This is a genomic window from Tissierella sp., assembly GCF_031460495.1.
In the GTDB taxonomy this organism is placed as follows: Bacteria; Bacillota; Clostridia; order Tissierellales; family Tissierellaceae; genus JAVKTS01.
Genome location: NZ_JAVKTS010000003.1, coordinates 546,194 through 570,300 on the forward strand (window position 1 = coordinate 546,194; position 24,107 = coordinate 570,300).

The 24,107-nt window shown below is 33.8% G+C and carries 17 protein-coding genes; 5 read left to right on the plus strand and 12 right to left on the minus strand.

Going from position 1 to position 24,107, the window contains the following annotated elements; translation table 11 throughout:
• Positions 1–173 precede the first annotated feature (173 nt).
• Genes RIN63_RS10295 through RIN63_RS10305 form a run of 3 tightly spaced genes read left to right on the plus strand, consistent with a single transcriptional unit; the run spans position 174 to position 4,278 of the window.
• Positions 174–887: an ABC transporter ATP-binding protein gene (locus RIN63_RS10295; protein WP_310444650.1), complete on the plus strand. Its 714-nt coding sequence runs from the start codon at positions 174–176 to the stop codon at positions 885–887.
• Complete coding sequence (locus RIN63_RS10300; RefSeq protein WP_310444651.1) at positions 888–2,984, plus strand: hypothetical protein; 2,097 nt, start codon at positions 888–890, stop codon at positions 2,982–2,984. It abuts the gene before it with no gap.
• Positions 2,977–4,278, plus strand: coding sequence for an ABC transporter permease (locus RIN63_RS10305; protein WP_310444652.1), 1,302 nt, complete (start codon positions 2,977–2,979; stop codon positions 4,276–4,278). The genes RIN63_RS10300 and RIN63_RS10305 overlap by 8 nt, the downstream gene beginning before the upstream one ends.
• 134 nt (positions 4,279–4,412) lie before the next feature.
• On the opposite strand, the gene RIN63_RS10310 is transcribed toward RIN63_RS10305, so the two are convergent.
• The gene (locus tag RIN63_RS10310) at positions 4,413–6,017 is read right to left on the minus strand and encodes a CTP synthase (RefSeq protein WP_310444653.1); all 1,605 of its coding nucleotides are present in this window, start codon (positions 6,015–6,017) and stop codon (positions 4,413–4,415) included.
• A 167-nt stretch (positions 6,018–6,184) separates the two neighbouring features.
• Here RIN63_RS10310 and RIN63_RS10315 point away from each other — a divergent pair, with 167 nt between their 5' ends.
• Complete coding sequence (locus RIN63_RS10315; protein ID WP_310444654.1) at positions 6,185–9,217, plus strand: hypothetical protein; 3,033 nt, start codon at positions 6,185–6,187, stop codon at positions 9,215–9,217.
• A gap of 43 nt (positions 9,218–9,260) precedes the next feature.
• Here RIN63_RS10315 and RIN63_RS10320 read toward each other — a convergent pair whose 3' ends face one another.
• The 11 genes from RIN63_RS10320 to RIN63_RS10370 form a co-directional block, all read right to left on the minus strand.
• Positions 9,261–9,842, minus strand: coding sequence for a LysM peptidoglycan-binding domain-containing protein (locus tag RIN63_RS10320; RefSeq protein ID WP_310444655.1), 582 nt, complete (start codon positions 9,840–9,842; stop codon positions 9,261–9,263).
• Positions 9,843–9,924: 82 nt separating this feature from the next.
• Entirely contained in the window at positions 9,925–10,092 is a 168-nt protein-coding gene (locus RIN63_RS10325; RefSeq protein WP_310444656.1) for a hypothetical protein, read from the minus strand.
• Between the two features lie 246 nt (positions 10,093–10,338).
• The gene (locus RIN63_RS10330; RefSeq protein ID WP_310444657.1) at positions 10,339–11,457 is read right to left on the minus strand and encodes an alanine dehydrogenase; all 1,119 of its coding nucleotides are present in this window, start codon (positions 11,455–11,457) and stop codon (positions 10,339–10,341) included.
• A gap of 25 nt (positions 11,458–11,482) precedes the next feature.
• Positions 11,483–12,895, minus strand: a complete 1,413-nt coding sequence (locus tag RIN63_RS10335) for a Na+/H+ antiporter NhaC family protein (protein WP_310444658.1) — start codon at positions 12,893–12,895, stop codon at positions 11,483–11,485.
• 33 nt (positions 12,896–12,928) lie between these two features.
• Complete coding sequence (locus tag RIN63_RS10340; RefSeq protein WP_310444659.1) at positions 12,929–14,008, minus strand: NAD/NADP octopine/nopaline dehydrogenase family protein; 1,080 nt, start codon at positions 14,006–14,008, stop codon at positions 12,929–12,931.
• Between the two features lie 13 nt (positions 14,009–14,021).
• Complete coding sequence (locus RIN63_RS10345) at positions 14,022–15,293, minus strand: glycine/betaine/sarcosine/D-proline family reductase selenoprotein B (RefSeq protein WP_310444660.1); 1,272 nt, start codon at positions 15,291–15,293, stop codon at positions 14,022–14,024.
• Positions 15,294–15,304: 11 nt separating this feature from the next.
• Positions 15,305–16,585 carry a glycine/sarcosine/betaine reductase component B subunit gene (locus RIN63_RS10350; RefSeq protein ID WP_310444661.1) on the minus strand — a complete coding sequence of 427 codons (1,281 nt, stop codon included), beginning with the start codon at positions 16,583–16,585 and terminating at the stop codon, positions 15,305–15,307.
• 159 nt (positions 16,586–16,744) lie between these two features.
• Positions 16,745–18,154: a sigma 54-interacting transcriptional regulator gene (locus tag RIN63_RS10355; protein WP_310444662.1), complete on the minus strand. Its 1,410-nt coding sequence runs from the start codon at positions 18,152–18,154 to the stop codon at positions 16,745–16,747.
• Between the two features lie 297 nt (positions 18,155–18,451).
• Complete coding sequence (gene murJ / locus RIN63_RS10360) at positions 18,452–19,741, minus strand: murein biosynthesis integral membrane protein MurJ (protein ID WP_310444663.1); 1,290 nt, start codon at positions 19,739–19,741, stop codon at positions 18,452–18,454.
• A gap of 109 nt (positions 19,742–19,850) precedes the next feature.
• Positions 19,851–20,414: an indolepyruvate oxidoreductase subunit beta gene (locus tag RIN63_RS10365; protein WP_310444664.1), complete on the minus strand. Its 564-nt coding sequence runs from the start codon at positions 20,412–20,414 to the stop codon at positions 19,851–19,853.
• Between the two features lie 11 nt (positions 20,415–20,425).
• Positions 20,426–22,201 carry an indolepyruvate ferredoxin oxidoreductase subunit alpha gene (locus RIN63_RS10370; protein WP_310444665.1) on the minus strand — a complete coding sequence of 592 codons (1,776 nt, stop codon included), beginning with the start codon at positions 22,199–22,201 and terminating at the stop codon, positions 20,426–20,428.
• A gap of 240 nt (positions 22,202–22,441) precedes the next feature.
• On the opposite strand from RIN63_RS10370, the gene RIN63_RS10375 reads away from it, so the two are divergent.
• Positions 22,442–24,049, plus strand: coding sequence for a peptide ABC transporter substrate-binding protein (locus RIN63_RS10375; protein ID WP_310444666.1), 1,608 nt, complete (start codon positions 22,442–22,444; stop codon positions 24,047–24,049).
• Positions 24,050–24,107 lie beyond the last annotated feature (58 nt).

Genomic DNA, 24,107 nt, shown 5'->3' on the forward strand with positions numbered 1-24,107 from the left:
TGTCTACATTATATCATATGGATAATTTTGTAACAAGACATTGAATTATTATTCGTAATTTAGACTTATGCTTTCAATAATACCTTCTAAACTTTAATAATATTGTAACTATTTCCATGTATATAATATGGTAAAATGTTCATAAGATTAAATATTTGGAGGTGAGTTAATTCTTGGAAGATTTTATAACATTACAAAATTTAAGAAAGGTATATAGGATGGGAGATGAAAAAATAATTGCCCTAAATGATATAACTCTCAATGTTGCAAAAGAAGAATTCGTCTGTTTACTAGGTACCTCTGGATCTGGAAAATCTACCTTGCTAAATATGATGGCAGGCTTGGAGAAGCCAACAAAGGGCGAAATCTTCATTAACAAGCTTCCAATACACAAATTGAGCGAAAAAGATGTAACTAAATTTAGACAAAAATATGTTGGTTTCGTATTTCAATCATATAACCTTATTCCTACCTTATCTGCTTTAGAAAATGTAAGTATTGGTCTTACATTCCAGGGTGTAGCAAAGAATAAAAGAGATAAAATGGCAAAACAAATGCTCAAAGATGTAGGCCTAGAAAAAAGATTACATCATAAACCATCTGAAATGAGTGGGGGACAACAGCAAAGAGTAAGTATTGCAAGAGCTTTCGTAAATAAACCGAAAATTGTATTTGCAGATGAACCAACGGGGAACTTAGATACGAAAACTACCATGGAAGTAATGGATTTAATCACAGGCATGGCATATGAATTTAAGCAAACCTTGATAATAGTTACCCATGATACAGAAATCTCTGGATATGCCCATAGAGTCGTATACCTAAGGGATGGAAATATTGAGAAAATAACAGAAACAGAAAACATAATAAAGGGGGAAGTGAATTAAATGAAAAGATTTTTAAGTGTTTTTATAGCAATGATATTAATTCTGATGCAGATACCAAGTATTAGCATTGCAAATAGTCAAATTAACAACCCACCAAGCAATACAGATTCTTCATCTTACTACAAACCATCCTTAGTGATAGAAGATGGCCTAATACCTGAAGTAAACGCAGGTACTAGTATTGCTGTAGAGTTTGAGTTGAAAAACACTGGATATACAGCAACTGATATCGTTGTAACTCCGGTTTTTGGAAATGATAGCCCTTTTACATCAAATAATTTAACAAACTCAATTCCTATGGGAAGTATATCAAAGGGATCCCAGAAAACAGTGAAGCTTGAAATGGAAGTATCACCTACTGCCATGCCTGGTTCATATCCAATACCTGTAAAAATAAACTATAACTATGTCTCATATGCTACAGATCCACCAACAAAATATAGCGAGACATTAGAAGCCATCGTATATGTAAAAGTATCTAATAAATCAACTCAACCTAAACTTATAATTACAAAAAATGTTACTTCACCTGAAATTATAACACCAGGTCAAGATGTAAAACTTAGTGTATTGTTCGAAAACAAAGGAAGTGTAGATGTAAAGAATGTATCTGTAAAACTAGAAGGATTAGATAATGACAAAGGTTTTTATATCTCTTCTGGGTCTGATATTGTATATGTTAAAAATGTTTCAGGAAATTTAGTTTCCTATGCTGAGTTCTATCTAAAATCATCCAATAGTATCAAGAGAGGTGCTCATAAGCTTAATGTTACCTTCTCTTATAATGGAGTAACTGAGACACAGGCTATTTATCTTAATGTAGGTGGCGATGCTGAACAAAACTCTAATATTTTAATAGAAAATCTGAGCTATCCTACAACTGCTATTAACCCTAATAAAGATTTTGTTCTAAAGTTTGATTTAAGAAATAATGGTGGAGTAAATGCCAATAATATCTTAGTTAAAGTAGAAAGCTCAGACCCAACAGTAATACCAAAAACTAATAGTATTAAGAAAATAAATACTATGGCTCCTGATGGAAAAGAATCCCTTGAATTTATCTTTTTCCCTACAGAAGAGGCCATTACAAGAAACTATCCTATAAATATATCTGTAGAATATGAAGATGAGTTTAATCAAGATAGTGAAGTAAAACATCGTGTCAACCAATATGTAGGTATATATGTAGAAAAATCCGGGGACTCAACAAAGGGAAAACCTAAATTAATCATAGATAAATATAATTTTGAACCACAACTTGTTCGTGCAGGCGAAAACTTTGAAATGACTTTATCTTTTTATAATACTAATAGTAGCAAAACTGTAAATAATATAAAAATATTTTTAACAGCAGAATCTGGTACTAGTAACGAAGGTGCAAACGCAGGAAGTTCTGCCTTTACCCCAGTAGATAGCTCAAATACATTCTATATAGATTCAATACCTCCTAGAGGTAGAGTTGAAAAGAAAATAACCATGTTTACCATACCAGATGCTATAGCAAAAACCCATACTATTACAGCCAATTTCGAATATGAAGATAGTGACGGAAATGAACTTAAAGATATAGAATTAATAGGTGTCCCTGTAGTTCAAAATTCAAGACTTGAAACAGGAGAATTATCCTATTATCCAGAGGCAATGATAGGTCAACCAATGCCAGTATCATTAGAGTTTTATAATACAGGTAAAGTAACTCTATATAATATGATGGTTAAATTAGAAGGAGACTTCCAAACAGAAAATGGATCTTCTTATATAGGAAACTTTGTTACTGGTAGTAGTGAATATTTTGAAGGAATGGTAATGCCATCAGAACCAGGAGAATTGAAAGGTGCTGTCCTTTTCACATATGAAGACTCCACAGGTCAAATGCAAGAATTAAGGAAGGAATTTACCTTAAATGTAATGGAAATGCCACCAATGGAAGAGTTCCCAGGTGAGATGCCTCCTATGGAAGAAGGTCCAACTGGAGTAAATGGAATTCTAAAATCTAAATGGCTTTGGATTTCTCTAATAGCTATACTTGTCATAGTTGGTGGTGTAATATTCTACAAGAAAAAGAAGAAGAAAAAGGAAATGGCTTTCGATGAGTAAATTAGACTTATTTCGAATGGGAATTAAAAATCTGTGGAGAAGAAAATTAAGAACATTTCTTACAGTTCTTGGAGTAATCATAGGTGCAAGTTCCATTATAGTTATGCTTAGTCTTGGTTTTGGAATGCAAATTGGGTTTGAAGAACAAATGGCCCAATGGGGAAGCTTAACTACTATAAATGTACACAAAGGGTGGAGTGAAATCCCTGGAAAAGAAGTAGTAGAATTAGATGATAAAGCTGTTGCTGCATTTAAGTCATTGCCAAATGTAATTGCAGTAAGCCCTACTTTACAAACCTATGGTGCCATAATCAATGGTAAATATATAGCACAAATGCCTATTAAAGGGATTGATCCTGACTCCATGGCATCTTTTGGATTTGAAATTGCAGAAGGCCGACTATTGACTAGTTCCGATGAACTTACAATAGTATTTGGTGGACAAATGAAGTATAATTTCTATGACCCAAAAGCAAGGGTATGGAGAGAACCAAAGATTAATTTAATGAAGGATAGAATGACTCTAACTCTTAATCCGAATTATGGCTATTCTTATCCAGGTGAGAAAAAGGTAAACTATAAAGAGTATAAAATAAAAGTAGCAGGAGTATTGGCAGAAAGCAATGATTGGGAAACTAATTATGGAATTTATATGCCTATCACCGAAGTGCAAAAGCTTATAAAAGAAAAGGAAAAAGCAGAAGGAGTCAAGCCACAACCTGGCAAACCAAAAGATATAGGATATAATCAGGTAAATATAAAAGTTAATGATATGAAAAATGTTCAGGATGTTCAAAAGACAATAAGGGATATGGGGCATGAAGCCTATAGTTTAAATGACCAACTAGAATCCATGAAAAAACAAGCTGGAATGATTCAAGCAGTCCTTGGGGGTATAGGTGCTGTATCCCTTGTAGTAGCTGCAATAGGTATTACAAACACCATGGTTATGAGTATCTACGAAAGAACCAAGGAAATTGGAGTAATGAAAGTAATAGGTGCATCACTTAAGGATATAAAGAACCTTTTCCTATTTGAATCTGCTATTATAGGTCTTGTAGGGGGAGTTGTTGGTGTTGGCTTTTCATACCTTTTATCCTTCATTGTCAATAAGTTTAGCCATATCTTCGGACCTATGCTTGGCTTATGGGATGCTACAACAATCTCTGTAATACCTCTTTGGCTAGCATTAGCTGCTTTGGGATTTTCAGCTTTCATAGGTGTAGTATCAGGATATTTCCCCGCTAGGCGTGCAATGAACTTATCAGCATTAGAAGCTATTAGAACAGAGTAAAAGATAGTTAATGTTGAAAGGTGAAAAGTGAATAGTTAAAAGAATTAATAAAAAAGCAAACCCTAGGTTTTAAGCTTGATATGCTCTAAATCTAGGGTTTAAACTATTCACTATTCACTATTAGTTATTAGTTCTTAGTTGCTTTTTCTATTTGCTGCTTTTATAAACTCTCTAAATAATGGATGAGCTTTGGTTGGTCTTGATTTAAACTCAGGGTGGTATTGTACTGCTACAAACCATGGATGATCTTTTAATTCAATCATTTCAACTAATCTTTCATCAGGTGATAGACCTGATATTATCAATCCCTTTTCTGCCAAAGTATCTCTGTATTCATTATTAAATTCATATCTATGTCTATGTCTTTCGTATACAATCTCATCATTATATATTTCCATAGCCTTAGTTCCCTCTATTACCTTACAAGGATATAGACCAAGTCTCATAGTGCCACCTAAAGTATCAATATCTTTTTGCTCTGGCATTAAATCAATGACAGGATATTTTGTATTTTCATTAAGCTCTGAACTATGTGCACCTTTAAGGCTTGCAACATTTCTAGCAAATTCAACAACTGCCAATTGCATACCAAGACAAATTCCCAAAAATGGAATATTATTTTCCCTAGCATATTTAGTAGCTGTAATCTTTCCTTCTACTCCCCTATCACCAAAACCTCCTGGTACTAAAATACCATCTGCACCAGCTAAAAGTTCCTTGCAATTATTTTCATTTATTTCCTCAGCATGTACCCAATCTATATCTACATCAATATTATTAGCTATGGCTCCATGTCTTAGAGATTCTGCTACAGAAAGATAAGCATCCTTTAACTCTACATATTTACCTACTAAAGCAATTTTTACTTTGCCTTGAGGATTTTTTACTCTTTCAACGATTTCATTCCATTCAGATAAATCTAGTTCATCACATTTCAAATTTAAATGTTCTATTACTAATTTTGGAAGTCCTTCTCTTTCTAGCATTAAAGGAATTTCATAAATTGTAGAAGCATCTATATTTTCTATAACTTCAGATGGATCTAAATCGCAGAAAAGAGCAATTTTATCTCTTAAATCATTAGCTAGTGGAACCTCTGTCCTACATATTAGTACATCTGGTTGAATACCTAGTCCCCTTAGCTCTTTTACACTGTGTTGAGTAGGTTTGGTCTTCAATTCCCCAGCCTTGGACAAAAATGGAACTAAAGTCACATGAACATACATGACATTTTCCTTGCCTACATCATACTTAATTTGCCTAATAGCCTCTAAGAAAGGTAAGGATTCAATATCCCCTACAGTACCACCTATTTCAGTGATGACAATATCTACATCCCTTTCCTTTGATGCTCTAATAATTCTCTCTTTAATTTCATTTGTAATATGAGGAATTACTTGGACAGTTCTTCCATTGTATTCCCCTTTTCTCTCTTTATTAAGTACAGACCAATAAATCTTTCCAGTAGTCACACTACTATTCTTATTAAGATTAACATCAATAAACCTTTCATAATGGCCTAAATCTAAATCCGTCTCTGCCCCATCATCTGTTACAAAAACTTCCCCATGTTGATAGGGGCTCATGGTGCCAGGATCAACATTTATATATGGATCAAATTTCTGTATAGTAACTTTAAGTCCTCTACTCTTTAAGAGCTGACCTAAACTAGCTGCAGTAATACCTTTCCCTAAGGATGAAACTACACCGCCCGTAACAAATATATATTTTGTAGACACTTCTTTATACCTCCTCAAAAAACTTCAGTCCTTAACTATAGTATTCTATAATACTGAAAATAATATGTCAAGAACGCAAATAATTAATGTGTAACTAGATTGTAATATATAAATACCCAAATTTGTAGTATAATTAAACTATATCAATAAAGAGGGGAGAGATATTTATGAAAAGAGTATTATCAATTGCACTAGCCTTAATTATCGCATTTTCAGGCCTAACTCCTATATATGCTGATACATCTTCTTCACAGCTATATAATGAAGCTGGGAATATATTAAAAGATCTAAAACTATTGACCGGTAATTCAAGTGGAGATTTAATGCTAGAAGGTAATCTAAGTAGACAAGACATGGTTATAATGATCACAAGACTTTATAAGGAAGAAGACAACGCTAAAAACTATGTTGTTAAACCAGGCGAAAATAAATTTAAAGATTTAACAGTTGCAAGAAAAAATTATATTCCTTACATTGCTTGGGCAGTTAACAAGAATTTAATTTATGGTGTCGCTACTGACAAATTTGGTTTTGGACAAGATGTGACAATCCAGGAATATCAAGCTGTACTTCTTAGGGCCCTAGGCTATAATTTAAGTGCAGATGAATGGAAATATGTACCTGAAGTTGCATCAAAATACGGCATCATGAAGGACTTATCTTCCTTGAAGGCTGAATCAAAAATAACTCGTGGTCAAATGGCAGTAATGACAATCAATGCCTTACGCCAAGAAATGAACGGTAGAAATATTACATTAGCAGAGGAACTGGGAGTTACAATAGCAGAAGCATTTAGTGTAGAGGCAACAGTAAAAGTTGAAAATAATAGTCTGATTTTTGAAGGACAAGCAAAGGGTACAAACTATTTATTGCTACGTTTGAAACCGATGTCTTCAACTATAACATCAGGAGAAAATGTTATTCAAATCCCAACCGATGCTGAAGGAAATTTCTCAAGAAAAGTTGAAAATCTTCAAGTAGGTAACTATCATTATCGATTTGAGAGTGATAACAAATATACTGATTATAAAGAAGTTGCAATAAAAGTACTACCTTTTAATATAGCGGATGTAAAGGGAAATAATCTTAAAGAAGTAACTTTAACTTTTACCCAAGCAGTAGATAAAGCAACTGCTTCCATAATCGGAAACTATAATACAACTGCTGGATCTATAAAATCTATTCGATTTGAAGAAAATGATACTAAGGTAATTTTAACATTAACTGGCAACATGACTCAAAGAAGAATGTATAAAATTACAGCTACAAAAATAAAATCAGCTTCAGGAGAAGAAACTAACTTAAAAGACTATGAATTTGAAGCATTGGATATTGCAATTCCAACAGTAGTATCAGTTAAACAACTTGGTACTAAGGCTCTAAAAGTATATCTATCAGAGCCTGTAAAAAATGCAGTAGTTAATAATTTTAAAATAGATGGAAAAAACTTCTCAGGAAATGCTAAACTAGAAAATAATATAGTTACTCTAACATATTACTCACCATCCTATGCATTATCTGAAGGAAGCCATACTATTACAGTATCTAATATAGAGGATTTTGCAGGAAATAAAGCAACTGGCGAAAGCACCTCATTTGATATCATCAAAGATACTACACCTCCGGAAATAGTCAGCGCTACAGCTACTTTAGAAGAAGTAATCATTGAATTTGATGAAGAGATAGATCCTATATCTGCTAGAACTAACTATTTCTATTGGAAAAATGGTTCCGTAAAGAGATATCCTAACAAGGTTACTTTTGATGGAAATAAAGCAATAGTTGAATTTACAAATAATAAACTATCAACTTCTCAAAATACCATCTATGTGGAAAATGTCTTGGATTACTCTAATAACAAGATGAAACTTGCTGATATTCAAGTACTTCCAACAATAGATACTTCAAACCCTGAAGTAATCAACTATTTAGTATCAGATGATGGTAAAACAATAACTATCAATTTCAGTAAAAATGTAGTAGGTAATGTTAGATCAAATTATTCTATAACAGATCAAAACAACAAATTAGTCAGCATTAAAGACATCACAGGTTCTGGTAAAGAATATAAGTTGAATCTATACAGCGCATTACCAGTAGGAGTTAATACCTTAACAGTTAAAAATATACAAGATACTACACCATATAAGAATCCATTAATAGAATTTACAACTACTATAGAAATGAAAGATATAGAAAAACCAAAGTTAGTAAACCATACAGGATATGGCAGCAACATAATTCTATATTTCAGCAAACAAATGGATATGGTCACAGTATCTAACCCTGATAACTATGTTATGACTTATGGTTCAGTACAATATAAATTACCAGATAACACTATATTTACACCTAGCTCTGACGGAAAAGCAATTACAATGCAGCTTCCAGAATACTTTGACTATGATGGAAAGAGAATAATGATAGGTACTTCTGGTAACCTTACTTCCTTAGGCATTATAGGATTAAAGGATTTAAGTGGAAATGACACTGATCCATTAATAATCAATGTAAAATTTGATAGTTCTTCTTCTGGAAAGGCAAAAGCAATAGACTATTACAAAGAAAAGCCAGGTAGACAAGGTGTACTTCTTGAATCAAACTTAATAAAACTTAGATTTAGTATACCAATAATACAAGCAAGTCCAAGTGATTTTGCTATATCAGGAAGAACCATATATGATGTAGTAGCAGATGGCTCAGATGAAGTCACTATATACCTTAATGATAGTGATATGACATATTTGCCAAACAAGTCAATAACTATATTACCAAATAATAATATGAGAACATCCATTGATACAGGCGTGGAAAGCGGAAACATATTGTTATTTGATGAACTTCCTCCTAGAGTAAAAGATGGTTCTGATAATCTTGCGGTAAACGCAAATCAAATTGAACTTCCATTCTCTGAAGTATTGGAAGAAGCAGGAGTTTCATTATATGTAAGAGATTTAGAAGTAGTTAGATTATCTGATGGAAAAATACTGTCTAAGGATGAATATACTACATCTTTAAAATACCAAGATAAAAGCATCTTAGTTATCACAATAAATAGAAGAGATATTGCATCAAGCTACTCAGTTATGTTATCAGGTGAATCAAATGGATATGTTACCTATATAAGAGATACTGATGGTAACTTAGCAGTTTCAGATTCAGCCATGTATTTTACAGAGAGAGATATTCCAAAGCAATAAAATAGGGCCAATTGGCCCTATTTTTTTTGCTTTCTATTTCATATTATGGTATACAAATTATTTGACCAACTCTTAGATTGTTTGGATTTATACCAGGATTAGCTCTCATAATGGCATCTACAGTAGTATTAAATCTTTGTGCTAGAATAAATAAGGTATCTCCTGATCTAATTGTATAAGGTGTTGTTCCAGTAGGACAAGTTGGTGGTTGTTGAGAACAATTTACACCAAGTGCAGTCCAAGTCATTATTCCTACTATTCCATCAGGTACGAGATTTCTACTTCTTTGGAAGGATATAACGGCAGCCTGTGTCATTGATCCAAAAATTCCATCAATAGCTCCCGGACTAAATCCATTACTTAATAAAAGCTGTTGAAGTTGGGCTACAGAAGCACCTCTACTCCCAATACTTAAAGTAGGACAAGAGGATATAGGTGGTGGCGGTGCTGGTGTTGGTACACAAATCACCTGGCCTATAAATAATCTATCAGGGTCTACCCCTGGGTTTGCTGCTATTAAGGCATCAAGAGAGATTCCAAAAGTTCTAGCTATGGCAAAAAACGTATCCCCCGCCTTAATAGTATACGGCATTGATCCTATGGGACATGTTTGAGTTATTTCCATATGTTTACCTCCTTTATTTGAATTAAAGTACAATACATTATATTCAAACAAAGGGGATTAGTTCCATTAGATAAAATTGTATCTACCTCTTTTTCTTTTCTCCTTGATTTTGCATATTCTCATGGGAAACAAGCCCTTTATTGTTTTTCATATCTTCATTATCAATAATACCCATTTCACCAGCCATTTCATAACTCATTGCTTTAAAGAAATTCTTATCAACTATTTCATTACTCTGTTTTTCTTTCATATTTTCACCTCATATATAGCTTTTGTATAATTTACACTTAGATACAAGGTAATTTCTGGAGTTAGCTATTCCAGATTGTATATTCCAATGATTACGGCAAATATAACTGAAATACTAGTACCTAAAGCAAGGCCTGCAGCTCCCATAGTTGGTGCTAGTATCCAGCTCTACTTGCACAAGTTAGCACATGGAAAAAGGGGACATCTAGTCCCCTTTACAACGACACAAATGTCGTTCACTATATTCCTAAATTTCTAATGCTTCTTCTGGTGTTATATATGGTCTGTCTTGTTTTATTCCTGTTTCTTCTAGAGTTAGTTTTCCATAGTAGAAGGACAAGCCTCGTCGTAGATACTTATTATCTGCTAATGCTTTTTCTACTCCTTTATTTGCTATTTCTAGGAGAGATGGAAGTGTTGCATTACACAAAGTTTGTGTAGCTGTTTGTGAAAAGGCTGATGGGATATTATCCACACAATAATGTGTTATTCCATCTACTTCATATACAGGATCATCATGGGTTGTTGATCTACAGGTTTCTATTGCTCCCCCATCATCACAGGATACATCTACTATTAATGATCCCTTTTTCATCATACTTAGCATATCTTTAGATACTAGATGATCCTTTCTCCATTTTGGCCATAGAATACAGTTTATAAGTACATCTGATCTTTTTAGGCACATTTCAAGATTGTTTCTATTGGAAATTAAAAATTCTACATTTGGTGGCAATGATTTTCTTGCTTCTTCCATTCTATTTACATCTATATCTAGTATTGTGACTTTATTCCCAAAGGCCGCTGCCAGTTCTGCTGCTCCTAATCCAGCATTGCCCGCTCCTATTATTGTTATCTCTGGTGTTCTAACACCTTCTATCCTTGATAATAATAGCCCATTTCCACCATGTATCTTTTGCATAAAGTTTAATGCGGCTAAAAATCCACCTTTTCCTGCTATTACACTCATTGGTTTTAGTAAAGGAAATTCTCCATCTTTATTATTAATATCTTCATATGCTATTCCAATAATTTTCTTTTCAAGCATTACATCTGTTTGCTCTCTATGTGCATTGGAATGAATGTAGGTGAATACTATTTGACCTTCTCTTAAGTATTCAAACTCCTCTGGAAATATTTCTTTCACCTTGTATATTAGTTCTGCTTCTTCAAATATTTCTTTGGCTGAATTAATTATTGCAGCCCCTTGATTTTTGTAGTCTTCATCTGTGAATCCACTGCCTAGTCCTGCATTTTTTTCCACTAGGACTTGGTGACCACGACTTATGATTTCCTTTACTCCATTTGGGTCACAAGCTACTCTATATTCATTTGCTTTTATTTCTTTTGGTATTCCTATTATCATGATTTTACCTCCGATATTTATATGACTATAATACAAAACCAATTGTTAAATACAGTACTGCAGATACTCCAGCAACTGTGAAAGCATAAGGTATCTGTGTTTTTACGTGGTCAATATGGTCAGATCCCGCACCCAGTGATGATAAAATTGTTGTATCTGACAATGGTGAGCAGTGATCTCCAAAACATCCTCCACCCATTACTGCTGCTATGGTTGCATATACTAAACTTGTAATTTGTCCACCTGTTAGATCAAATGCTAGTGGTATAACTATCGGTGTTAATATTGCATATGTTCCCCAACTTGTTCCTGTAAAGAATGAAATAAATGCTCCTATAAGGAATGTGAATACTAGTAATAATGCTGGTGTCATCCATGAGCTGGCTATGGATATTACATAGTTTGCTGTTCCCAATTCCTTACTTATAGCATTAAGTGAATAAGCTAGTGCCAGAATAAGAACTGCAGATACTATGCCTTTTATCCCTTGTACTGCTGTTTCCATTAACTCTACTACAGTTCCCATCTTTTGTATTATCATCATTACAAATTGAAAAGCTACAGCCAATACGAAGCCTTCAAGTGTTTTTGCACTACCTGTAAAGACATAAGTTCCTAATGTAACTGAAATAATGATTATAGCTGGTGCAAAAAAGTTTAAGAAAAGATTTGGTTTTATTCCCTCATTAGGTTTGATCTCAGAAAGTTCTTTCCCTAGCAATGGTTTTGCTTCATCACTCATGACCTTACCTGTTTCTCTTGCTCTATCTTCTGCCTTTTTCATTGGCCCAAAGTCTGGGATTATACCTACTGCTATTAAACCAACCATAACTAGTGATAGTAATCCATAAAAATTATAAGGAACCATTTTAACTATTGCATTCATTGCAATATTATTATCTGTGAAAGCTCCAATCCCAACTAATAGCCCTGCTACGTATACTCCCCAAGATGAGAAAGGAATTATTGTACATACTGGTGCAGATGTAGAGTCGCATATATACGCTAGTTTTTCTCTTGATACTCTAGCTTTATCTGTTATATCTCTCATTACTGTACCTACATATAAAGGACTAAAGTAGTCGCTAAAGAAAATAAATATACCTAGTAACCATGCTATTACTTGAGCACCTTTTGCCTTTACATTTATCTTTTCAATAGATTTTGAAAATGAATCTATTGCACCAGATTTTTGGAAGAATGCTATCATAATCCCTACAAAAACCTCTATACTTAGTACCCATATAAAATCTGCATTTCCTAAGGCAGACTGTGCTAATCCCGTAAATCCGAATAATATGTTTTGACCTGTAACTAATATTCCAACTAATACACCCATTAATAGTGAGAAAACTGCTTCTCTTGTAATAAAGGCAAGAATTACTGCTACAAGAGCAGGTAGTAATGATAAAATTCCAAAGTTTGTAACTGGATCCATTATATTTCCCCCTTAATCATTAATAAAAAGTTTTTAAATAATTTCTAGTAGATCAGATAAATTATACTTATCTAGACCTAATGTTTCCATTGTTCTTTTCTTTTCTCCTCTATAGTCCCTGTCCATGATGACTGATGTAAGTTTGATAACGGAGTCCATAATTGGCGTTGGTACTCCAATTTGCTTGCCTAATTCTGCCATAAATATTAGACCATAACCTACATCTTCATTGAAATATCTGTTATCTAAACTAGTTTGTGCGGCTATTCCTTTAAAACCAATAGCTTCTGAATATCCCTTATCATAGGTTGGTTCTTGCATGTAGCCTTGTTCCATTCCTAATACTGGGTCATCAATGACTTTAAAACCTAGTTTTTCTCCTATTGCTATTCTCTCCTTATCAACCCCTTTTATTAATCTTCCTACGCCTTGAGTTACTCCATCTTCATAGAAGTAAAAATCTCCCTTTGTTCTCTCTATTAATGCAACATTTAATAGAGTCACTGATGGATGTATAACTGGATTACCATTTTGTAATGTTGTTTGCAATATATTATTTGCTGGTATTAAAGCTGGATAAATACTCTTTAATAATTCATAAACCTTATTTGTATTTTTACTTGGCAAAGCAGCGATATATAGTCCGCCTTTTAATTTTAAAAATACATTAATCTCACCTGGTTCTATAACTCTTACTGCATATGGCAATGTACTAGTTTCTGCGATTAAGTAATCTTCATTATCTAAGGATAATCCTAATCCGTTTTTAAATACTATGCTACCTCCACAGGAGCTTGGACATACTATGATTACTTGGCCTTTTTCTAAATAAGGTTTCACTGCCTTTGCAAATGGTTCTGTACTATATGCTGGTCCTACCACAAAAATTAATTCTGCTCCTTTTACTGCTTTACCTAAATCATGTCCTGCATACTTTATTTTTGCAAATCCTTCTAACATTCCGGAGCTGGTGATTCCACCTTTTTCATTGATAGCTTCTATATTTGTTGGAAACTCCTTAAAGTCAAATATGGATACTTCATGGCCTTCATATGCCCACTCAAACGCTACTGCACATCCTCCATTACCTGAACCTAAAACCGCTATCTTCATTATAATAACCTCCTTAAAATTTTTCTTGTAAGGAACTTAATGCATTTTGTACTACCTTAGTTCTAATTTCTCTTTCCTTCTCTGGTGTTTCATGTGGATGCCCTACTGGATATGGTATGGCTACTGCTGGGATTATCCTTATAGCTCCTACTGTTTTTGAAATAGGTGTCACTGTACATATATGTGCTGCTGGGATTCCTACATTTTCTATTTCTTTTACTATTGTTGCACCGCAACGTGTACAGGTACCTCAGGTGGATGTCATTATAACTCCGTCTATTCCTGCATCTAACAATTCTTGTGCTATTTCTTTCCCCATTCTTGTGCCATCAGCTACTGAGGTGGAATTCCCTGTTGTTATAAAATAATATTCATATAAGCTGCCTATCTCATTTTCTTTCTCTAATTCTCTTAATAAATCCAGTGGCAATAATATATTTGGATTGTGATTTGCATATACTGGATCAAATCCTGCATGTACTGATTCAAACTCACCTTCTTCAAATCTATCTATATTTCCTATTTGATATTTCTTATAGAACTTTGCTGTAGCTGCTGGTAAGTGGTCAGGATTTTTCATTGGTACTAATCCACTCGTTGTAAGTAATGCAATCTTTGCTTTCTTTATATCTGCTATAGGCTCTGCTGGTATTACTGTATTATAAGATGGTATCGGAATTTCTGACTTAAATTCTTCACCCTTTAGTTTCTTTACCAACATGTCTAGTGCTCTTTCTGCTCCTGTTTTATCTTTGAATATATTTATCCTGATTCCCTTTGGGATATATCCTTCTTCATCTGGGAATCCTATGATTTCTTTATTTAATAATTTGTTTGCCAATTTGACCATTTTAGGAACTGCTTTTCTAATACCTGCTGCTGAATTTCCTGTTTCGATCATATATGTTTTACTCTTGTATATTTCCACTGCAGGATTTTCAATATACATTCCTGTTACAGTCTCTATTCCGTACTTTTCATTGGCAAAGCTACATATATCTCCACAAGCGATACCAAATCTACCAGCGTTAAATGCTGGCCCTGCTATGATTAGATCAGGTTTTATTGCTTCTATTTGTTCTGAGATAAACTTTCTTGTCACTTCCATATTTTCTGCATAATAATTGTCTCCACATATTATTGTGGCTACTATTTCACCTTCTAGCCCCTTAAATGAATTTGCTGAACCTACTGCTCCTGTACTTATGCGAGGTGGGACACTTGCCTTATCCTCCCCACCTATTTGTCCGAAAAACTGGTTAGTGTAGAATAATATTTTCTTCATATCTTTACCTCCTAAATTGTCACGGCAGACAAATAGCTATAGCCTTGTAAATTGTGGCTGCCTAATATCCCATGTATTTCTATGATCAAGGACCCGTCTTCTTGTCTCGAACCTACGAATCCACCTGTTATATGCTCTAAAGCATCCAAATCTCCTAGTACCTTATCCATTGGAGGTATTAAAAGTGTTGCATTACTATTTCCTGTGGAAATCATTGCATTAGCCTCTGCCGTTCCATCTGGTAAAGATTCTGATTTCCCATCTACTCCTGCATCCTCATTACTTATTAGAACTGTTTTTATCCCTTTGTTTTCAAGCCTTTTACATATCATCATCAAGTCTGTAGTTGGGTTCCCAAAACCTTCTTGGGATTGGATAACTCCATCAGCTCCCAGCATCTCCACTGTTCTAGAGGTAATTATTGCATTTCTGTATTTATCCGCTAGATATGTGGTCATTGGACTTAGTACTACTCCTATAAAATTGATTTCTTTCCCATGTCTTTTAAAACATTCTTTAATTATCGCATTATTTTGGTGATGGTAAGTAGTAGTTTTAGATCCTGCCGATACACAGTTACCACTGACTAATGCACCATCAAATATTTCTAATGGATTCACTAAAGTAGGAACTATTGTTTTAACATCTTTGCCGTAAAAATATGTGTCATGGAGTAGACCCTGACCCACACATTGATATACATATGCTACCTTTGGTAACTCTGGATACTCAGATGTTTTAACTCCTAGATTATCCCAAGTAAGGATCTCTTCTTCATCAAAGTCACTTCCTACTACCTTTTTAGCAATGTAATGAGCTACTTTTACTCCAGCAATCCTTACTGCTTCTTCATGTTCGTGAGGAGTAACACCAGGTTTCTTCTTTATATTTAGAACTAAATTATTCAACTTAGAAAATGGTGTATATTCTGTTAGGGGACCCTTCATGTCTATTATTCCTTCTTGGAAACCTACTATTGGTCCTGTAGTAATTACTGCACAATCTTTCAGTGCATAGGTGATACCTCTACCAATATCTTCAATTTCTCCATCTACGCCAGGGAATGCATCCCCATTTAATTTTGCTCTAGGTTCTATTACATCTTTTACAGGTATTATTCTTATTGACTCACCTGGCCTTGCTATGTCGATATCTATTTCCAATATCCTTTCATCCGATAGTAGTAGTTCTCGTATTTCCTCTGGGGCTATACTTAGGACTCCATTATCTACTTTGATGTCTGAACCAAAAATAATATCTTTGACTTTTATTTTTCTTAGAATTAGTTCCACTACTTAACCTCCTTATTTTGGTTTATTATACTAACACTTTATAATGCAAGACCTATGCCAACAATATATGGTCTATTTCACTATATCTTTGTGGATTAACTAGAAAAACTGACAGAAATCTGTCAGTTTGTAAGAAAATCTTTCTATTTAGTTTGACTTTTATGAAAATTCAATATTATACTTACTAAGTTTATAGTGTAATCTTTGTCTAGTAATTTGTAATATTGATGATGCTTTGGAAATATTACCACCTGTTTTTTCTAGAGCTTTTGTTATCATTTGCTTTTCCACCATTTCAAGCATATCATCTAAAGATGAGTGGCAATCCAGGTCATAATTATCTTCATTTTGATTTTTAATCTTATTTTCTTTGCTAATCTTATCACTTAAATATACTGGCAAATGTATTAATTTTATTTCTTCATTACTGACAAAATTAATGGAAGATTCTATTACATGTTGTAGTTCCCGCACATTGCCTGGCCAATTATATTCCATAAATAATTCCTTTACTTCATCTGATACTCCAATTACATCCTTATCCAATCTAAGATTGTATAATTTTATAAAATGATCTACATAAATCATTATATCTTCTTTTCTTTCCCTTAAAGGTAGAAGTTTTAGACTAACCACTGATAATCTATAGAATAAGTCCTCTCTTATTTGACCTAGTTCCATAGCTTTAAGTGGCTCTATGTTCATGGCTGCAATTATTCTGACATCTACTTCCTTTTCATTATTATCTCCCACTCTTCGTACTCGACCATCTTGTAGTACCCTTAATAGTTTCGCTTGAAGGTTTAATGGCATTGAGTTTATTTCATCTAAAAACAATGTCCCACCATGAGCTTCTTCAAATAAGCCAGGTTTATCTACTGCTCCAGTAAATGCCCCTTTGACTGAACCAAATAAGATGGACTCAAAAAGATTCTCAGGAAGTGCAGCACAGTTTTGTACTACAAAGGGTTTGTTTCTCCTGTTGCTGTGATTGTGAATGGATTGTACATATAGTTCTTTTCCTGTACCTGTTTCTCCATAGACTATTACTGAGGATGTATTGTTTGATATTATCTTTGCTCTTTCTATATTATGTATCATTTCTTTGTTGGATGTTATTATATCCTCAAAGTTAAATTTTGCTCTTTGCAAGTTTTTGTGGCTAGTTATACTTATTGGCCCCGTATAAATTCTTTTATTTACTTGCTCTTTAATTTTGGTTATATCCTTTGACAATTCAACAGCCCCAAGGATTTTTCCACTCCTGATAATTGGTATTGTCAGATTTTGAGTATTTATGACCCTTCCTTTATAATCACTAAATACTTGCTCCTTTATATATATAGGTTTACCATCATTTATACAGTTAATCATAGTGCTTTCATCTGGGTTTATATTTGGATATACTTCTAAGAAGTTTCTATTTATGATACTTTCAAAGTCACCTTCACAAAAACTATTATCAAATCTAGGATTATATCTTACAGAATATACAATCCTACCATGTCTATCTATTATCATTATGGCATCTACATAGTCCATCTCATTTAGATAATTAGTATCTTTCATCTTATCCCTCCGTCTATTACTTATATCTATATTATATTACATAGTATAAGTATTATCAATGGGTGGACGAGGGTTATTCCTTATACCCTCAATACTTTACACACCAAAACATATAATCCCACCCCTATCACAGATGTAAATCCTACTGTGATTATATTGTGTGAAAATATATTTTCCAGAGATGTAGAGGCTGTGCCGTAGGTGTGAATTATGCCTGTAGTCATTATTGGTGATGCTACTAAGAGTTTGACGACTGTTTCTTTCATAGCTTTTTCCTGTGAAAATCGAATCTTGCTTCTATCTCAGATTGTATATTCCAAGCAATACGGCAAATATAACTGAAATACTAGTACCTAAAGCAAGACCTGCAGCTCCCATAGTTGGTGCTAGTAATAAGTCTACAACTATATTTAATATAAGAGATAATATACTAATTACAACTGGTCTCCTCATATCTCTGATAGAATAATATGCTCTTGTAATCAATGGTAATATTGCCATGGCTGGCAAGCCTAAGGCATAATATCCTAATACTTTTGCTGTTAAGAAAGATGCTTCAGCATCAAAGGCTCCTCTTTCAAAGAATATCTTAACTATTGGATCTGGAATTAAAATCAAGAGAATAGATATAGGTAATGTTAAAGTCAATATAGTCTTTATATAATACTTTACTCCATTCTTTAGTTTTTCCTCTTCACCCTTATTATAGCTTTCAGACATAATAGGAAAGAGAACTGTGACTATGGCTGATATAAACAATCCTAAAAACAAACTAATTATATCATTTGCATAGCTTAGTTCTGCAATACTACCTGATGGAAGCGTAGATGCTATTGCAGTATCCACAGCATTATTCACTTCATTGATACTAATTCCTGCTAAAATAGGTAATAGGACCTTAATTACCTTGGGAAGATAGTTATCTCTTAAGTTTAATTTCCACTCATATTTGTACCCTATCTTTTTCATAGCCTTAAAGATTATATATATTTGAGAAATAATTGCAAAACTTCCTACTACCATAAGCCCTCTTATTCCAAAATCTCCTATGAACAATAAAAGGTATATAATATACACTAATACACTAGATACTCCTCCTTTTGCACCAGCTCTGAAGGCATGTTCCGCTTGTAAAAAACCTGCGCCTATGGCCCTTATCCAGGTTAGAGCTACCATTGGCAGACCTAATTTGAACAATAAAACACTATCTCTTAGTTCTAACCCTTTAAACCCAGGTCCAAATAATTTAACTATAAGGGGTGCAGCAACAAAACCTATAACAATAACTCCCAGAGATACTATTATAGTAATATTTAACAAGTTATTTGTGTAATTCATTCTTCTATCTGTTCCATGCTTATGTTGTATCTCCTGTAATATTGGTATCAAAGATACAACGATTCCATCACCTATTATCTTTGTCAAAAGCATTATAGCTCCAAAAGCTAAAAGATATGAATCCATTTTATCATTTGCACCTATCTTGGAAGCAGTAAGCATATCTTTAACAATTGTTAAAATCCTAGCTCCTATTGCAAAATAAATAATATATAAAACCTTACTATTAATACTCTTTTTTTGCGTCATACTTCTGTCTCCTTCAAGGAATTTTTGCACTAGAAGATTATAGCATAATTTTATTTAGCTAACAATAAGTTTGGATTTTGGTGCCTGGCACCAAAATCCAAACTTATTGTTAATAGTTGTAACCTCTATAAAAGGCATTTATATTTTCTTCTATTGCCTTTGGTGGTACATTATTCTTTAATACTTCTTCCCATGTTTCTGTTTTGATATCTAAGTATTTCGCTAGAAGTCCTATGAGTATTGTATTGGCAGCTTTTATATTCCCTGCTGCTTTTGCTTCTTCCATTGCATCTATTTCTATTATCTTAAACTTTTCCTTTAGCTTTCCTATTTCTTCCTCTGGATATTCTTCTTTTTCTAATAATGCTGGAGTTGGATATACTTTTTTCTTGTTCATAATAATTGTGGAATCTTCTTTCATTAAATAACTCCATCTTAAAGCTTCTAGTGGTTCCATTCCTAATAATATATCTCCCATACCATTAGGTATATTAGGTGAATATATTTTTTCTCCCATTCTGATTGTTCCCCAAACTGTGCCTCCCCTTTGGGATAATCCTACTACATCATTGGTTTTTACATCTAATCCTTCCTTAAATCCTGCCTGTGCTATTATGCCTGTAGCTAATACTAGACCTTGACCACCGACTCCTGCAACAATAATATTCTTCATCTCTTTCCCCCCTATTCTGACCTTTTAATAGCATTAACCGGACATACTTGAGCACAAACACTACATCCCACACAGCTATCAGGATCTATGGATGATTTCAGTTTCTCTATTCCATCATATTTAATCATTCTGATTGGAGGACAATTAGTTTTTACACAGGATCTACAGGATATACAGATATTAGGATCCACATAGAAATGTTTTTCCTTAATCTTATATTTCAAAGCACATGGTCTTGTGGCTATTATTATGGATATACCCTTTCTCTTAGTTCCATTATTTATAGCATCTTTTATATCCTTGTAGATAAATTGATCTACTTCCACTACATCCTCATGGCCCATAGTATTTAATATGGATTTAATTGATATATGCATATCTTCACTTTCATTATAATTTCCTGAACTACCGTTATGCTGTCCACCAGTCATGGCTGTAGTTCTGTTGTCTAAAATAATAAAAGTCATATTATCATCTTCTTCTCTTTGATGAAGTAGATTTGCAAACCCTGTCATACCAGAATGAAAGAAGGTACCGTCTCCTATGACTGAAACTATTGGTTCATCATCCCCATTTCTTCTCATGGCTTTGTTCATTCCCTTTGTAATACCCACTGTAGCTCCCATACTTATCATAGTATGAGCTGCTTCAAATGCAGGCAATACTGCCATGGAATAGCAACCTATATCCCCCATTACCTTTACCTTCATCTTTTTAAGGATATCAAAAATAGGTCTATGAGGGCATCCGGAGCAGAACATTGGCGGTCTTGATATGATTTTTGGTTTGTTAATATCTTTTACTTCCCCTGATATAACGCCTGCTTCAATTAATCCTCTCTCTATATCTTCTATCTGAAGTTCCCCTGTAAATGAAAAATATTTTTTCCCTTCACAGTCTATTCCTTTTAATCTTAGTTCATTTTCTACAAATGGCATCATCTCTTCAATAATGATTATTCGTTTATATTTTTTTGCTAATTCTTCTACTTTTTTAATAGATATTGGATACACCATACCTAGCTTGTATATGGATATTGGTAGTTCTAATTCCTTTAAATTATAATATACTAATCCTGAGGTGATTATTAATGTTTCTGAGCCTTCAACCTCTTCTAGGACATTGATAGATGAATTATATGCATAGTCTTCTAATCTTTCTAGCCTATCCTTCATAAAATATTGAGCCTTAAAGGTATTCGGTGGAAGCATGGTATATTTTTCTTGATCCTTAGTAAATCCTGATGGTACTTTATCTATCCTAGGTCCTAATTCCACAATCCCCCTACCATGACAGACTCTAGATGTAATATCTAGCATAATTGGTATCTGATATTCTTCAGATATCATAAGCCCTTCCTTTATGTAGTCCTTTGATTCTTGTGAACTTCCAGGATATAGGATTGCCATATTTGCAAATTTACCAAATATCCTGTTGTCCTGCTCGTTTTGTGAAGATGCCATCCCTGGGTCATCACCTGAGACTAGAATAAATCCACCATTTATAGGGGTTTGAGTAAAGGTCATTAGTGGATCCGCTGCTACATTTACACCTACATGCTTCATAGACACCATAGATCTTGCTCCATAAAAAGATGAACCTATCGCAACCTCTAATGCTACTTTTTCATTGGTGGAGAATTCTGCATATACTTCCTTATATTGTTTTACATTTTCCATTATCTCCACTGTTGGAGAACCTGGATAAGATGAAGCTAATCTCCCACCACCTTCATAGAATCCTCGAGCTATTGCTTCATTACCAGTTAAAACTTGTTTTTCTTTCATTATAGCTACCTCCTTTAAAGTCACATCTCTTATCTAGATTTCTAGGGATGTTTCCAATATAATTTTACCCTCATAAAGGGGGTCTAAAACAATTGTATGAATGCTGCTTAAGGTTTATAACTTAGTAAATAGCTAATACATTATCATGGCAAAATATTCTTATTGATTAAACATGTACCAAGTGGTAGAATATTATAAATAGTTTAACTATTCTATTTTTGAAAAAAAGGGGGCATTTTTATGAGTAAAAAGTATTTAGTATTGGTTGGTTTGTTACTTCTTACGGCAATTATTTTTACAGGTTGTTCTGGTGGATCTTCTGGAGAGCAAATTTTAAGAACTAACAATGCCAGTGAACCAGGCTCACTAGACCCAGCGTTAGCACAAGGAACTCACGAATCTTGGGTACTAGACCATACCTTCGAAGGTCTGATGAAGGTTGATCCTAATCTTCAAGTTGTTCCAGCTATGGCAAAAGAATATAAAGTTACTCCTGATAATATGACTTATACCTTTACACTTCGAGATGACATTAAATGGTCAAATGGAGACCCTGTTACAGCAGGAGATTTTGAATTTGCATGGAAAAGAGTATTAGATCCTGAATTAGCTGCAGATTATGCTTATCAAGCATATTATATTAAAGGTGGAGAAGCTTATAATACTGGTGAAGGAAGCAAAGACGATGTAGCTGTTAAAGCTATAGACGATAAAACTCTTGAAGTAACTCTAGCAGCACCTACACCATATTTCTTAGAATTAACTGCATTCTATGCTTTATACCCAGTTAACCAAGCTGTAGTTGAAGCTAATCCTGATTGGGCAAAAAATGCTGAAACTCACGTATCCAATGGACCATTTACTTTAACTGAATGGGAACATAACGCAAGCATCAAAATTAGAAAAAACGAAAACTATTATGATAAGAAAAGCGTAAAACTTACTGGTATTGATTTCGATATAATCGATGACGAAAACACTGCATGGCAAAAATATGAAGGTGGAGATTACGATTTCCTATCCCCATTACCACAAGCAGTAGTAGCTCAAATGAAGGAAGAAAAGAATCCCGAACTAGTAATTGGTGCAGAAGTTGGTACTTATTACTACAATTTAAATACTAAAATTAAACCTTTTAACAATGTTAAAGTTAGAAAAGGCTTATCCATGACACTTGATAGAGAAACAATAGTTACTAAAATCGCTCAAGGTGGACAAATCGCAGCTGAAGGTGTAGTGCCACTAGGCATGAAAGATGAAAAAGGTAAAGAATACCGTGATGCAGTTGGTCAACTTATTGAGTACAATGTAGCAGAAGGAAAGAAATTATTTGCAGAAGGCTTAGCTGAAGAAGGTATGACAGTGGCAGATTTCAACAAATTTGTTCTAATATACAACACTTCAGAAGCACACAAAAAAATTGCTCAGGCAGCACAAGAAATGTGGAGAGTTAACCTAGGTGTTGAGGTTGGACTTGAAAATATGGATTTCCAAGTTAAGTTAGATAGAGAAAAAGCAGGAGACTTTAATATCTCTCGTGCTGGATGGATTGGAGACTATATGGATCCTATTACTTTCATAGAATTATGGGAATCTAGCTCACCTTTCAATGATGCGAAATATAATAATCCTGAATATGATAAGATGGTAAAAATAGCTAAGACTAGTGGAGATAAAGCTGAACGTTTCGAAGCTATGAGAGCAGCTGAGAAAATGATTATGGAAGATATGCCAGTAGTTCCAGTTTATTTCTATACTCAACCATATGCACAAAAATCATATGTAAAAGGAGTATATAAACCACTTGTAAACTATCCAAAATTAACTTATGCAGAATTAAATAAATAAAACATTGTAGGGGTGGGGTTTTTAGCCCACCTCTTTCTTTTCAATTAACAGCAAAGGA